Below are 13,487 nucleotides of genomic sequence, written 5' to 3'. Positions count from 1 at the left end.
AAGCCATGAAACGCTCTGCTCTTCTTGACAAAAGAATTTGGACGGAAAGTCCAGAGCGTTTTTACGCCCTCGAAGGTATGGCCCGGGAAAATCTTGAAGGGCTGTCTCTACTCTACCCAAATTTTCTGCACTGGTATGAAAGTAAAGTGGTTCCTGGATTGCTGACCGGCGAGCGGAAAATATTGCTGCGAGAGGCCGGAGGCAGGTTGGCAGGGCTCGCAATCGTAAAAGATACCGAAGACGAAAAGAAATTATGCTGCCTCCGTGTGATGCCGGACTTTAAAGGCAGTGGTATAGGCTTAAAGCTATTTGACGAATCATTTGAATTACTCAAATCTGACAAGCCATTATTAACGATCGCGGAAGAGCAGCTTCCTCAGTTTGGGAAGATTTTCGAACATTTCGGTTTTGAGGTCGGCGACAAATATCAGGATATTTATCGTCGAAATAAAGCAGAATATAGCTACAACGGGTTACTGCTCCAATACGAAGACAATATCGAGAAGATTTAAGAAGGAGAAAGCGTGACTCCAGCGTTTTCCGGAATAATGGTCCGTTATTGCGGCATTTCAAAACCGGACGCAGCCGAAAGAATTGCGGACACTCACGTTGCGTCAAATATCGCACCCGAAGCGAGATTATTGAAGAAGGGCGCGGATAACGTCAACGACGTGGCAGTAAGCGATCAGTTACATGTCAATTTATGGGAAATAAACGGGAGTTCCATTCTTGATCTCGGTGTAATGATCAACAAATGGGAGTCAATCGAATCCATCCAGGTCGATTTACCGTGGGAAGTGCATGCACGAGATGTAAGCGACCTCGGCGCTAAGTTAAATAATGAGAAGACCGTTGCAGCAATTTTTAATGAGGTGGTTTATTATCAAGGAGCGGCAGATCAAAGCTATGCGGAAATTTCGTTTCGAAGTGTCGATGATATTCAAGGGAATGCGCAAAGCGTTCGACCGAAAGATCGCTTTTGTCTTGTTCGGCTCAATCCAAAATCCTTCGAATTAATTTCCTTGAATTTGTCGGATGGCTCGATATCTACTCAACTGAACATTTCGATTCCGTTCGAGCTAAAAGACGCTGCGTTTGAAAAGATTTACATTCGATTCCGGGTAAAAAACGTCCCTCCCGGCGTATACTCGTCGGTGTTTAAACAAAAAGATCGAAACATTTTAAGCTCAAGTTTCGTAACTAGAATTATTGATTTTCGCATAAACGTTAGAAGAGGCACGCCGGATGAGATTCTAGCGAATGATTCATCAGTACGTTTTCCGAAATTCAAGAAGATTCATTTCTTTTTAACTTTAGAGCGGGCTCAAATATGTGAATTCGAGAGCCAGCATTTTATAGGTTGTCGTTCATTGTTTGATGAGGAGGTTTGGAACGAGTACGTTCGTCTGGAAGCGCCCCGACATGCAAATCCTGCGAATGTTAGAAACTATCTTGGATATCAATGGACTGCATCGAGCGAGCAATTGCAGAGAGATGGCATTACGGTAACGAAACCCGTTAAAGATTTGGTCGTACTTGGACGCTTTTCGCACAATAGCTCAAACGCTTTCAATATTTGCCGCTTCATTTTCTTGGGTTTGTTGTTCGGTATGATCGGAAATGGTTTGTGGGACATATTCAAGCCCACGGAAGAATCATACTGGAGTGGTATAGTTGCCGATAAATCAGCGATATTTTTAATAGCCGGACTCTGCCTATTTGCTGTCGTATTAATGTTTACTCCGACTGATGGATGGAAATTTTGGAACAACAAGCGGCGGCGCTAATTAACGCAGACAAGTTCAACTGCGGGCGCGGTAGCGCAACACGACGATCGGTATCGAGCATGATCTATACGTACAAATTCATATTGAAACTCCTCAAGCGCCGGCAAAAATGAACACATCCGGTACACCAGCCATGCGCCCATCCCATCCGGCTTAGCAAAGGCGGCGGCACCATGTCGAGAACGTTTCCTTACGCGCGAGTTAGCACCGCCGAGCAGTCGACGGTGAATCAAATACTGCTAGCCGAGGAAGCCCGAGTTAGCTTCAGCGATCCCGAACAACGTCTCGCAGGCCGTCAGCCATTCGCGCCAGAACCGCGGCTTCGCCACGATGTAGTTGCAGTACACGACCTGCTCTGAACTCTGTACAAGTTCCTGGACGCTACAGCCCGGCGCTGTCTTCAAGCACGCCCATGTAAGTCCGAATAGGGAAAAAACGGCGACATCAGTGGCGCAAATGCACAAACCTAGAGAAATCAAGGTTCCAAGCGGACCGGAGAGCCTGCCTCCCCGGCCCTAACACTCTAAATCAAGCAGGCGTTATAACAAGCTTCCCCTTCTCCACTTCCACCCGAACCTTCCCAGAAATATCAAACCCCGCCTCATTCAGCCACCGCCCCGAAAGACGAATCCAGGGCACCGGCGGATAGTCCTCGTAGCTGCTCTTCCAGGACGGCCAATGCTTAGGCCGATTAAACGGCTGGCGTAGTCTAGACACGGTCAAGTAGCGAACCGAAGTTCCGTTCTCTGTTTTATGATTGCGTTCAGCCATGGTCAACTCCTAGTGTGAGTTGGTTGTGGTTAGCGGGTCGTTTGGGTTGCCGCCCATTCGGCCCGCGCTTCTTCTCCTTCCTCTCCTCTCTTATCGCGAAGTCCATCCCTAGCCGGGACTACGTTCGAATTAATTAGCGATCCAATCAATTTTCCTTGATAGTTTTGGATAATGCAAACCAGCTACCGAACATGGGAAGGATCCGAATGTTCTGCTCAAGACGTTTGAATAACTAAGACAACATCTCTCCAAATCTTCATTCGTTTGCCTTAGCGAGTAGCGCCGCGCCATGCACTGTCGAATATCGGCAGTTTAGGCCGGTCCCTTCTCCACCATTTCAAACAACGCGATCCTCACGCAAGCGACAATCTTTGCGTCGACCGATCCGAATTGAAGCGACGCATGGCGAACCCCAGCTTCGCCGGCCTCCCCGCCCCTCAAGCCCGTGGCCGGAATTAACCGCAAAACCCCAGTCTTATTCAACAATTGAACACCGCCTCCGCCCATTAGACTCCGTCACAATCAGCGCAAAAATTCGGAAATCGGGAGAATCGGGATGAGTTTCGCAAGCCGCAGGGCCGAACTCCCTCAAGGGGACGGGTTCTGACATGACCGCTGTCGAAGAATGGCTGCGGCTCGGGTTGGAGCAGCACCGCGCAGGCGGTCTCGAACAGGCTGAGGCGTTGTATCAGCAAATCCTGCAGCACGCGCCGCAACATACGGACGCGCTGCACCTGCTCGGCGTAATCGCGAGTCAGCGCAGCCGGTTCGATGTCGCCCAGAATCTGATCGGCCGCGCAGTCGCGCTTCGCCCCGATGTCCCCTCGTACCATGCGAGCCTCGCCAATGCCTTCTCCGGCGTCGGCGCGCTCGAAGAAGCCGCCGCCCACTACCATCAGGCGCTGCAGTTGCAACCCGACTTCGCCGAAGCACACCACAGTCTCGGCAAGGTCAAGCAAGCCCAAGGGAAGCTCGCCGCCGCAGCCGACTCTTTCCGCCAGGCCGCCCAGACCAGGCCGGACTATTGGCCAGCGCATCACAACCTCGGCCACACGCTCGCGCAACTGGGCCAGCACGATGCGGCAATCGCGGCCTATCAGGCCGCCATCGCGCTCAATCCGTCCGCGGCCAACCTCTACAGCGAACTGAGCCAGGTGCTCGCCGCAGCCGGCCGCGAGTTCGATGCCGTTGACGTCCTCCTCGGCGCCGTCGATGCCGGCGAGGCGTCCGCCTACGACGAACGCAAACGCACCGCCCAGAAACCGGCCCCGGCCGCCGTCGTGCAAACGAATGAACGCGGCCAGAACGGCACCTATTTCTCCACCGTCGAATCGTTGGCCGCGGAACTCGACCGACGCCGGCTTGCCGGCAATATCGAAGACACGCTCAATCTCCTGCTCCGCTTCGTGCGTACCTGCGTGTTCGACCGGCGCGGTATCGCCAAGGTATTCGCCGACGCAACGCTCGACCGCTGCTGCACGCAAGTCGGCGAAGACCGCCTCGCAGCGCTTCAGGCAACCGGCAACAACAAGCCCGCCAAGGAACCGCGTGCCGATTGCGTGATTCTCGCCACCGAGCTTTATCGTCTCGGCGGTCACACGGCCGTGATCGAAGACCTGCTCAAGACCAAACGCTTCGGTCCGCGCACCGTCCTTATGCTCACGGATGCGCTCAACTCGGCCGATCTCACCGTCATCGGCGAACGCTTCGGCAAGGTCGTGACGAGTGAAGTCGCGCCGAAAGGCGGTTTGGCCGGCAAACTCGACTGGACGTTGAACCGGTTGCGCGCGCTTCGTCCGCGCAAGCTGATCCTGATGAATCACCACAACGATCCCGTGGCGATCGCAGCAGCGCAACCGTCGCTCGCCGACGAAACGATCTTCTACCATCACGCCGACCATCAACTGTGCCTGGGCGTGACGCTTGAACATACGGTCCACGTCGACCCGCATCCGATGGGAATTCACAACTGCCGCGACAACATCGGCGTCAAGAACCCCGTCTACTGGCCGTTCATCGCTGAAGACCACGGCAAGCGGAAATCACCCGCGTGGATGACCGATGGAACGCTGCGTACCTGCTCGACCGGCTCCGTCAACAAGTTCGAGTCGCCGTACAAGATTCAATACGCGGACGTGATCCCGCGTCTCCTCGAATGTACGGGCGGCATGCACGTCCATATCGGGCCGCTCTCGGAAGGGACGCTCTCGCACATCAGAAATGCCCTCGTGACGCTGGGCATTCCGCCGCAACGTTTCGTCCATATCCCGTGGGTGCGCAGCGTATGGAAGGCGCTTCAATCGTTAAACATCGACGTTGTGATCGCGTCGTTCCCGCAAGGCGGCGGCAAGGCGCTGATCGAGACGATGGGCTCCGGTACGCCGATGATCGGACATCTTTGCTACATCTCGCCGTTCCTCGGCGGACCCGACCTGTACTACCCGGGTGCATTTCACTGGACTCGCGTCGAAGAGCTGTTCGACCGCCTGCGCAGCTTGACCCCCGCGCAGCTCCAGCGCGAATCCGACGACGCACGGCGGCATTTCGAGCAGTTTCATACGGTCGAGGCGCTCGCGCGAGCGATCGACGGCGGGCCGGATGCGCCGGTCGTGCCAGCCTCGCGCGTGCATAAAGCCGATCCGTTGCAATCGTTTCTCGATGACATCGCCAACGCGCAGCGTGACTACTCCATCCATGCGCAGCTGATTCAGTAAATCGGTGTTCGAGGCGGCGTGCGACACCGCCTCGGGCAGTTCCGGCTTTCCGGCACTGTGCGAAGCAATCGTCGCTCTCATGCTATCCGGCGCCCCTATGTCCAAGGTACCGTTTTTCTCCACTCAACTGGCTAACGCGAAAGTCGACCTGCAAGCGCCGGTTCAGCGTGTTCTCGATAGCCATTGGTACATCCTCGGCAACGAAGTGACGGCGTTCGAGCGTGAATACGCCGAACACGTCGGCGCCGAGCACTGCGTAAGCGTGGCGAACGGCACCGACGCAATCAACATCGCGTTACGTGCGGTGGGCGTCACGTCGGGCGACTCGGTCATCGCGACGGCCAATGCCGGCTTCTATTCGAGCACCGCCATCCTGCAGATCGGTGCGCAGCCCGTTTATGTCGACGTCGATCCGCTCACGCTGACAATGAGCAAAGACCGGTTAAAAGAGGCACTGGAAACCTGCTCGCCGCGCGCCATTGTGGTCACGCATCTGTACGGACAACTCGCCGATGTCGAAGCGATTGTCCGCATCGCGATGGATGCCGGTGTCGCCGTTATCGAGGACTGCGCTCAGGCCCACGGCGCGATGCGCAACGGCAAGGCCGCGGGCAGCTTCGGCACGGTGGGATGCTTCAGCTTCTATCCGACCAAGAATCTCGGCGCGCTCGGCGACGGCGGCGCGGTCGTAACCGGCAACGCCGAACTGGCCGCGCGGGCCAAGCAACTGCGTCAGTACGGATGGGACAAGAAGTATCACGTCGCGATCAGCGGCGGCTGCAATAGCCGGCTCGACGAACTGCAAGCGGCCGTGTTGCGCGCCAAGCTGCCCTACCTCGATGCGTGGAACGAGGAACGCAGAGCCATCGCGCGCCGCTATAACGCGGCATTCGCGCGACTGCCGCTACGCTGCCCGCAATCGGTCGATAGCGACTATGTCGCGCATCTGTATGTGGTGCAGGCGGAAGATCGCGACGACCTTCGTCGGTTCCTGTCGGAGCACGACGTCGCCACGGATATTCACTATCCCGTCGCGGATCATCTGCAGGCCGTGCATGGTCGCAGCACGCGCGCCGACGCATTGCCGGCGACCGAGGCTGCATGCCGTTCGGTCCTTTCGCTGCCCTGCTTTCCGGGGCTCGCAAGCGATGACGTCGCGCACGTGATACGCACCGTGCTCGACTATTTCGGAGCGCGCCCATGACATCGACGAGCCCGAACCGCTTCGCCGATATCGGTTATGAAGACTTCCGTCGCCTGGCGACGGACGAATCGCTGTCGCCTTACGAGCGGATCGGCTTTCCCGACGCGTACCGCAAAGGTCACGAAGAAGCCATCGTGGCCGATATCCGCGCGAAGCTCACCAACCTCGGAAAAGAACGGCGCACCGTCGTCGACATCGGGCCCGGCTGCACCGACGTACCGCGCATGATCATCGATCTGTGCGAGCGCAACCAGCATGCGCTGACGCTCATCGACTCCGCCGAGATGCTTGCGTTGCTGCCGGATGCACCGTTCATCGACAAGGTGTCGGGGTTCTACCCGACCTGCATCGAGCCGCAAATTGGCAAGCTGGCAGGAACCGTCGATGTGCTGCTGTGTTACAGCGTGCTGCATTACGCATTCGTCGAAGCGGCTTTTTTCCGCTTTATCGATGTGTCGCTTTCGTTGCTGGCGCCGGGCGGTCAGTGGCTAATCGGCGATATCCCTAACGTGTCGAAGCGCAAGCGCTTCTTCGCCAGTGAAACAGGTATCGCATTTCATCAGGCGTTCATGCAGGTAGCCGAACCGCCTGTCGTCGAATTCAACAAGGTCGAGCACGAGCTGATCGACGACGCGGTTGTATTTGCCATTCTCCAGCGCGCCCGCGCCGCTGGCTTCGACGCCTACCTTTTGCCCCAACATCCGTCGTTGCCGATGGCGAACCGGCGCGAAGACATTCTGATTACCCGTCCGTGAGGGGGCCGAGATGCAGAAAGCGAAAAAGCTTGTGATTATCGGCGACAGCGCGTTCGCTGAAGTCGCCTACGAGTGCTTTACGCATGATTCGCCGTACGAGGTCGTGGGCTTCAGCGTCGAGTCGGCCTATCTGACGAAAGACACGCTGTTCGGATTGCCCATCGTCCCATATGAATCGATCGAGCAGCACTTTTCGAGCGATGACGTCGAATTCTATGCGGCGCTGGTCTATTCGCAATTGAACCGGCTGCGGCGCCGCTTTTACGAGACGACCCGGCTCAAGGGCTACCGGCCGGCGAGCTATGTCAGCTCGCACGCCTGCGTCTGGCCGAACGCGCGCATCGGCGAGCACTGCTTTATCTTTGAAGACAATACGGTCCAGCCGTTCGTGCAGATCGGCAACAATGTCGTGTTGTGGAGCGGCAACCATATTGGCCACCATAGCGTCGTTGAAGACCACTGCTTCATTTCTTCGCACGCGGTCATATCGGGCTTTTGCCGCGTCGGCGCGAGCTCATTCGTCGGCGTCAATGCGGCGGTCGGCAATAACGTGACGATCGCAGCGGACAACTGGATCGGCCCGGGCGTCACGATCGTTCAGAACACCCAACCGGCGGAGTTGTTCAAAGGCGAGCAACCGGCGCCGGCACGCGTCAGTACGCACCGCTTCTTCAAGGTGAAGGAGGCGTGACGTGGACGAACACAATCGAATCGTGTCGGGGAGCGCACTGAATGACGATTGAGGTCGTTCCGTTCACCGAGGATGCTGCTCGCGAGTGGGACCGGCTATGCGAGGAGTCGGTCAACGGGACGCTTTTGCATACGCGGCGGTTTCTTTCCTATCACGGTGAACGCTTCAAAGACGCATCGCTGCTGCTCTACGCAGCCGGACAGCTGTGCGGCGTCTTGCCTGCTGCTGCGCGCCGCGACGATCCTCAGCTTGTGGCAAGTCACCCCGGTGCGACATACGGTGGAATCGTGCACGACGGATGGCTCGCCGGGAACCGGATGGTCGAGGCGCTCGCGACGGCGTGTACTCACTTTCGGAAGCTCGGCTTTCGCGCGCTTGCTTACCGGCCCGTCCCGCACATTTACGCGATGCGCCCCGCGCAAGACGACCTGTATGCATTGATGCGGCTTGGCGCGACGCGCGAGCGTTGCGATATCTCGTGCACGATCGACCTCGCGTGCAGAGGCCCGATCAGCGAGCGGCGGCGACGTGGCTTTAAAAAGGCGTCGCGCTCGGCGTCGATCTCGCACGACATCGGTTTGCTACCGGCGCTGTGGGCGGTGCTCGAGGACAACCTCGCACGCAAGCACGACGCCGAACCGGTGCATTCGCTCGAAGAAATCACGTTGCTGCAGTCGCGCTTTCCTTCCGGGATCCGCTTGTGCTGCGCACTGGTCGATGGAAATGTCGAGGCCGGCGTTGTGATGTTCAATTCGCGCAATGTCTGGCACGCGCAGTACATCGCTTCCAGCGAACGAGGCTATGCATGCTCGGCTCTGGATGCGGTGTTCGAAGGCATCATTGCCGAGGCTGCGCGCAGCGGCGCGAGGTATTTCGACTTTGGAACAAGCAACGAAGCGGGCGGCACGATATTGAACGACGGGCTCTATCGCTTCAAACATGAATTCGGCGGCGGCGGCGTGGCTCACGAGTTTTACCGGCTGAACCTCGAGACCGTGCCGGCGATAACGACCACGCCTACCACGTCTCATTGACGCACGGAATGCAGCACCATGATCAAATCGACAATCAACGACTGCAAGATCATTACTCTGCCAAAGGTGACCGATCCTCGCGGCAATCTCACGTTTATCGAAGGAAATAAACACGTTCCGTTCGATGTCAAACGTGTCTTCTATCTGTACGACGTTCCGACTGAAGAGAGCCGCGGGGCACATGCGCATAAGACGCTACATCAGTTCATCGTGTGTCTGTCGGGCAGCTTCGACGTGCGCGTCGATGACGGGGAAAGCCAGGCGACGTTTCACTTGAATCGGCCGTGGAAAGGATTGCATGTGCCGCCGATGATCTGGGGAAGCGAGATCAACTTCGACCCGGGTTCCGTGTGCCTGGTGCTGGCGTCCGCGCTGTTTGATGAGTCGGATTATATTCGCGAATATAAGGCGTTTCTTGCGCACGTCGCGTAGCGTGGGCACGCTGTGAGCCTGATCGGCGTGACTTATCGCGGGCCCCACCTATTAAACGAGCCTTGCCACGGCGACGCCATCTTTACCGAAGTCGTTCCCGTTATAAAAACAATACGTCGACCCATGTGCCTTGATCAGCGCGGAGTACGACATGCCATTCGCGTCGAATGAACCCGGTGTCGGAAGCAGTCCCATTGCCGCGTCGTTTCGGACCCAGTCGAGCCCATCTTTTGATGTAGCGTAGCCAAGCCGGTACGCCGCAACCGAACGAACCCGGATCGAGTAATACAGATGGTAAGTACCCTGGTCGTCGCGCTCGATCCAAGGCCGCCCGAAACCGTGCTCGTCGTGTTGCAGCTCGAGGCACGGTCTGCCCTCGTTCGGCCACTCGATTCCGTCGTGCGATTCGATGTATTTCAGCGAGTACCTCGGAACCTGCTTGCCGCGCACCGTTTCCCACGATGAACCCGCGATGTACCACATCCGATACCCATTGTCGGATTCGATCACGAACGGCGCGCAACGGAACAGGCTTTCCTCGTTCGACGAACCGAGCAACGGGGCGGTCTGTACGCGCTGGAACGACTCGCCGTCGTTGTGGCTGACGGCAAGTCCGGCGAAAATCTTGTAGCGAATATCCGGAAAACGCTGGAAGCCGGAGTAGTACATCAGCAGCCGGCCGTCACGTGCTCGCAGGATATGAACCGGCACGACACCATGTTCATCAAAGGACGGGGAAGCGCCTACGTCCATGACAGGACCCGGCGACACAGACAGGGTTTGCCTCGGATCTCTCGCATCGAGATCGACGTAATAAGGCCTGCCAATATAGTTTTTATCGCAGACGCCCGCGAACACTCTGATCGTGTTTTCGTCGAGCAGGATGGGCGTGGGCACCGTAACGCAAATCGGCGTCTCTGCGCCGATCACTTCGGGCCGCAAAACCAGCCCAAGCTTTTCCCAATTCATCAGCTTCGTTCCCGATGGAAGAGTGGATCACTACTCCCCATACTTCCGCAAATAAGTCGGATCGTAGCCATGTCGTTCTGTGAGCCAAGGAGTTGGTAGAATGTTTTGTCTTCCTAAGACCGCTTGGCCTCCGACTCCTTAGCCCTTTCAATTCCGCCTGCCGACAGAAATCCATGTCATAGAAGTGGAACTTGAATTGATCGTCAAAGCGCAGCCCGGTTTGAACCAGCTTCGCGCTATCGGCAACCAGCATCAGCCCATCGAGCAGCTTGCACTCCTGCCCCGCAGGCCCGAACGAAGACACGTTCTCGCAAGGAAACCCCTTGCCATGCCCAACCGTCCCGCTCAGAAACTGGCGCTCGTCCCATTTGAAGTCAGCGGTCACAAAAGCCCAAGCCGGCTGACGCGGCACACGGCGCGTATTGCCCGCAAGCCCCACCACATCAAAGCGCCCCAGCGCTTCATGAATCCGCTCGAGCCAGAAGAAGTCCTGCAACCAGATGTCATCGTGAATAAACACCAGAATGGCCGGTTGCTGCTCGGCGTAACGAATCGCTTCGTTATAGATCGTGGACAGCCCGCGACTGTTGCTGTCGAACAGATGCAACTGCGCTTGCTGCGCATTATGGTTGTAGAGCTTCAGCGAGCGTCCCAGCGCAGTCTCGGTCGAGAACTGCTGCCGGGTGCTGCGCGTGCCACAGACTAATCGGATCGGCTTCATGGGTCACAAAGGATGGGCGACCGGGTCGGATGTCCGTGCAACGTCGCTGTGAAGCGCCAGCTGCAAACCCGTCGCAGATCGACCCGATGTGGCAAAAGCACGACCGCGCGTCGTCTCCCGGACGCGCTGGACGTGCTGACATAGGGAAGCAGTCTATCGATCCCTGGCCGCAACCGATTCGATGAGTAGGCGCCGGATTCCCTTGCTTTTCGCCCGAATTGAGTAGGGCGTACCGCTGCCCGCCTCAATCCCGATCGATCAACGAAGTCTTCTTCGTCTCCGGCATCAACAGATAGGTAATCAACGAAGCGCAGATACAAGCCGACACGTACCAGAAGAACCAGTTCTCGTGTCCTTCCTTGCGCGTCCACAGCGCGATGTACTCCACCGTCCCGCTAAACACGGAGACGCTGATCGCATACGGCACCGCCAGCCCGAACGTGCGCACTTCAACCGGAAACAGTTCCGCCTTGGTAATCGTGCTCACCGACGAATACATCGCCACCGCAGCCAGCGCAGCCATCACCGCCACGAACGCGACGTAAGGACTTTGCGTGCCCTTGAGAAATGTGAACAGCGGCACCGTCCCGAACGTCCCGAGAATGCCAAACGTGAGCAGCAACGGCTTGCGCCCAATCCGATCCGACAACGCGCCATAAACCGGCTGCAGCACGGTAAAGCCAACCAGCGACAACACCGAAATCAGGCTCGCCGTGCTCTTGGCCATTCCCGCACTATTCACGAGAAACTTCTGCATATAAGCCGCAAACGCATAGTTTCCCACCGACCCGCCGAGCGTCAGCCCAAACACCATCCAGCACGCCTTCTTATGCCGCAGCGCCTCGCGAATCGCGCTGACCTTCTTCGCCTTTTTAGCGTGCTTCTGAAACGATTCCGTTTCCTGCATATTCCGCCGCAACAGAATGCCGACCACGGAAATCAATGCGCCAATCAGAAACGGAATTCGCCATCCCCAGCTCTGCAGTTGCTCGGCCGTCAAAAACAACTGCTGCAACAGCACGAGCGTGGCCATCGCAAGCAGTTGCCCGAGCGAAATGGTCGTATAGAGGAAACTCGAATAGAAACCGCGGCTGCCTTTCGGCGCAGTCTCACTCAGATACGCGGCCGCACTGCCGCCCTCGCCGCCAATGCTCAAGCCCTGCAGAATCCGCGCGAGCAGCAGAATAACCGGCGCGGCAATCCCGATCGTCTGATACCCGGGTGTGAGCGCGATCATCAGCGAGCCGAAGCACATCATCGAAACCGACAGCAGCAGCGCCGCGCGTCGGCCGTGCTTGTCGGCGTAAATCCCCAGCACCCATCCGCCGATCGGCCGCACCAGAAACCCGATCGCAAAAACCGCGGCGGTCCTCAGCAGCGAGACCGTCGCATCGCCGGACGGAAAGAACGCTTTAGAGAAATAAATCTCGAGCCCGACATAAACGAACCAGTCGTAATACTCGATCAGATTCCCTATCGATCCGCTGAAAATGCCCCACAGCCGCGAGCTCATTTTCATATTGGCGGCGGCTGCATAGCGCCGGTCTTCCGCGCGCAGACGAGCGAAGTCGTCCGCGCTCTGGCGTACGTCCCGAGTCATGAGTGTCCCCTCCGCGCATTGCTTCGTTTTTGGTTTTTGCAATGCGCTCAGATGTATTCCGATCCTTAGTCTTTCGAGCCGCCCTTCTTCTTCGCCCACTCGGCATAGCGCGCCTTGTTGGCCTCGTTCGGCGGATACAGGCCCGGCAGCGACGCACCGTTAGCCACTTCGTTCATGATCCAGCCCTCGAGCTGCTCCTGTTCGACCGATGCCGCCACCACCTCGTCCACCATCGCAGCGGGAACCACCACCGCGCCGTCCTGATCGATCACGATCACGTCGTTCGGGAATACCGCCACGCCACCGCACGCAATCGGCTCCTGCCAGCCGACGAACGTCAGGCTCGCCACCGATGGCGGCGCCGCCGTCCCCTGGCACCAGACGGGCAGCTTGCTCTGCAACACGCCTTCCACGTCGCGCACCACGCCGTCCGTCACGAGCCCCGCCACGCCGCGCTTGTGCATGCGCGAGCACAGGATGTCGCCGAAGATGCCGGCATCGGTCACGCCCATCGCATCGACCACCGCAATGCAGCCTTCGGGCATCGCTTCGATCGCGGCACGCGTCGAAATCGGCGAGCCCCACGAGGCCGGCGTCGCAAGGTCCTCGCGAGCCGGCACGAAGCGCAGCGTGAAGGCGCGTCCAACGAGTCGCGGCTGGCCCGGCGCGATCGGCCGCGTGCCGCGCAGCCACACATTGCGCAGTCCGTGCTTGAGCAACACCGTCGTCAGCGTGGCAGTCGATACGCCCGCGAGCGCGGAAATCACGCGCGCATCGAGAGGCTTGAATTCGGTAGTCATAGGTCGACG

13 protein-coding genes are annotated in these 13,487 nt (G+C 57.9%); 8 read left to right on the top strand and 5 right to left on the bottom strand.

Annotation, left to right across the window (positions count from 1 at the left end):
- Positions 1 to 5 precede the first annotated feature (5 nt).
- The gene (locus tag QYH69_RS17475; RefSeq protein ID WP_308833107.1) at positions 6 to 512 is read left to right on the top strand and encodes a GNAT family N-acetyltransferase; all 507 of its coding nucleotides are present in this window, start codon (positions 6 to 8) and stop codon (positions 510 to 512) included.
- 12 nt (positions 513 to 524) lie between these two features.
- On the top strand, positions 525 to 1,787 hold the full coding sequence (locus tag QYH69_RS17470; protein ID WP_308833106.1) for a hypothetical protein: 1,263 nt from the start codon (positions 525 to 527) through the stop codon (positions 1,785 to 1,787).
- A gap of 528 nt (positions 1,788 to 2,315) precedes the next feature.
- Here QYH69_RS17470 and QYH69_RS36115 read toward each other — a convergent pair.
- Positions 2,316 to 2,558: a SymE family type I addiction module toxin gene (locus QYH69_RS36115; protein ID WP_374992437.1), complete on the bottom strand. Its 243-nt coding sequence runs from the start codon at positions 2,556 to 2,558 to the stop codon at positions 2,316 to 2,318.
- Positions 2,559 to 3,166: 608 nt separating this feature from the next.
- Here QYH69_RS36115 and QYH69_RS17465 point away from each other — a divergent pair.
- The 6 genes from QYH69_RS17465 to QYH69_RS17440 all read left to right on the top strand — a co-directional run bounded on the left by QYH69_RS17465 (position 3,167) and on the right by QYH69_RS17440 (position 9,388).
- Positions 3,167 to 5,272: a tetratricopeptide repeat protein gene (locus QYH69_RS17465; protein WP_308833105.1), complete on the top strand. Its 2,106-nt coding sequence runs from the start codon at positions 3,167 to 3,169 to the stop codon at positions 5,270 to 5,272.
- Between the two features lie 97 nt (positions 5,273 to 5,369).
- Complete coding sequence (locus QYH69_RS17460; RefSeq protein WP_308833104.1) at positions 5,370 to 6,476, top strand: DegT/DnrJ/EryC1/StrS family aminotransferase; 1,107 nt, start codon at positions 5,370 to 5,372, stop codon at positions 6,474 to 6,476.
- Positions 6,473 to 7,231, top strand: coding sequence for an SAM-dependent methyltransferase (locus tag QYH69_RS17455; protein ID WP_308833103.1), 759 nt, complete (start codon positions 6,473 to 6,475; stop codon positions 7,229 to 7,231). The genes QYH69_RS17460 and QYH69_RS17455 overlap by 4 nt, the downstream gene beginning before the upstream one ends.
- 10 nt (positions 7,232 to 7,241) lie before the next feature.
- The gene (locus tag QYH69_RS17450) at positions 7,242 to 7,922 is read left to right on the top strand and encodes an acetyltransferase (RefSeq protein ID WP_308833102.1); all 681 of its coding nucleotides are present in this window, start codon (positions 7,242 to 7,244) and stop codon (positions 7,920 to 7,922) included.
- Positions 7,923 to 7,963: 41 nt separating this feature from the next.
- Positions 7,964 to 8,956: a GNAT family N-acetyltransferase gene (locus QYH69_RS17445; RefSeq protein WP_308833101.1), complete on the top strand. Its 993-nt coding sequence runs from the start codon at positions 7,964 to 7,966 to the stop codon at positions 8,954 to 8,956.
- A gap of 18 nt (positions 8,957 to 8,974) precedes the next feature.
- Positions 8,975 to 9,388, top strand: coding sequence for an FdtA/QdtA family cupin domain-containing protein (locus tag QYH69_RS17440; RefSeq protein WP_308833100.1), 414 nt, complete (start codon positions 8,975 to 8,977; stop codon positions 9,386 to 9,388).
- 51 nt (positions 9,389 to 9,439) lie between these two features.
- Here the strand turns inward: QYH69_RS17440 and QYH69_RS17435 are convergent, their stop codons facing one another.
- From QYH69_RS17435 to QYH69_RS17420, 4 genes are all read right to left on the bottom strand, one after another.
- Positions 9,440 to 10,099 carry a hypothetical protein gene (locus tag QYH69_RS17435; RefSeq protein WP_308833099.1) on the bottom strand — a complete coding sequence of 220 codons (660 nt, stop codon included), beginning with the start codon at positions 10,097 to 10,099 and terminating at the stop codon, positions 9,440 to 9,442.
- A 124-nt stretch (positions 10,100 to 10,223) separates the two neighbouring features.
- Positions 10,224 to 11,078, bottom strand: coding sequence for a glycosyltransferase (locus QYH69_RS17430; RefSeq protein WP_308833098.1), 855 nt, complete (start codon positions 11,076 to 11,078; stop codon positions 10,224 to 10,226).
- Between the two features lie 244 nt (positions 11,079 to 11,322).
- Complete coding sequence (locus QYH69_RS17425) at positions 11,323 to 12,597, bottom strand: MFS transporter (protein ID WP_308833180.1); 1,275 nt, start codon at positions 12,595 to 12,597, stop codon at positions 11,323 to 11,325.
- 146 nt (positions 12,598 to 12,743) lie between these two features.
- Positions 12,744 to 13,478 carry a ribonuclease activity regulator RraA gene (locus QYH69_RS17420; RefSeq protein WP_308833097.1) on the bottom strand — a complete coding sequence of 245 codons (735 nt, stop codon included), beginning with the start codon at positions 13,476 to 13,478 and terminating at the stop codon, positions 12,744 to 12,746.
- Between the last annotated feature and the right edge of the window lie 9 nt (positions 13,479 to 13,487).

The organism is Paraburkholderia sp. SARCC-3016, assembly GCF_031119615.1.
GTDB lineage: Bacteria > Pseudomonadota > Gammaproteobacteria > Burkholderiales > Burkholderiaceae > Paraburkholderia.
Note: the sequence above shows the minus strand (reverse complement) of the source record. Positions and strands in the feature narration are given on the sequence as shown.

Excerpts from the sequence above, each read along its gene's own strand:
- QYH69_RS17475 (WP_308833107.1), top strand. The coding sequence starts at position 6 with ATGAAACGCTCTGCTCTTCTTGACAAAAGAATTTGGACGGAAAGTCCA.
- QYH69_RS36115 (WP_374992437.1), bottom strand. The coding sequence starts at position 2,558 with ATGGCTGAACGCAATCATAAAACAGAGAACGGAACTTCGGTTCGCTAC.
- QYH69_RS17465 (WP_308833105.1), top strand. The coding sequence starts at position 3,167 with ATGACCGCTGTCGAAGAATGGCTGCGGCTCGGGTTGGAGCAGCACCGC.
- QYH69_RS17460 (WP_308833104.1), top strand. The coding sequence starts at position 5,370 with ATGTCCAAGGTACCGTTTTTCTCCACTCAACTGGCTAACGCGAAAGTC.
- QYH69_RS17455 (WP_308833103.1), top strand. The coding sequence starts at position 6,473 with ATGACATCGACGAGCCCGAACCGCTTCGCCGATATCGGTTATGAAGAC.
- QYH69_RS17450 (WP_308833102.1), top strand. The coding sequence starts at position 7,242 with ATGCAGAAAGCGAAAAAGCTTGTGATTATCGGCGACAGCGCGTTCGCT.
- QYH69_RS17445 (WP_308833101.1), top strand. The coding sequence starts at position 7,964 with ATGACGATTGAGGTCGTTCCGTTCACCGAGGATGCTGCTCGCGAGTGG.
- QYH69_RS17440 (WP_308833100.1), top strand. The coding sequence starts at position 8,975 with ATGATCAAATCGACAATCAACGACTGCAAGATCATTACTCTGCCAAAG.
- QYH69_RS17430 (WP_308833098.1), bottom strand. The coding sequence starts at position 11,078 with ATGAAGCCGATCCGATTAGTCTGTGGCACGCGCAGCACCCGGCAGCAG.
- QYH69_RS17425 (WP_308833180.1), bottom strand. The coding sequence starts at position 12,597 with ATGAAAATGAGCTCGCGGCTGTGGGGCATTTTCAGCGGATCGATAGGG.
- QYH69_RS17420 (WP_308833097.1), bottom strand. The coding sequence starts at position 13,478 with ATGACTACCGAATTCAAGCCTCTCGATGCGCGCGTGATTTCCGCGCTC.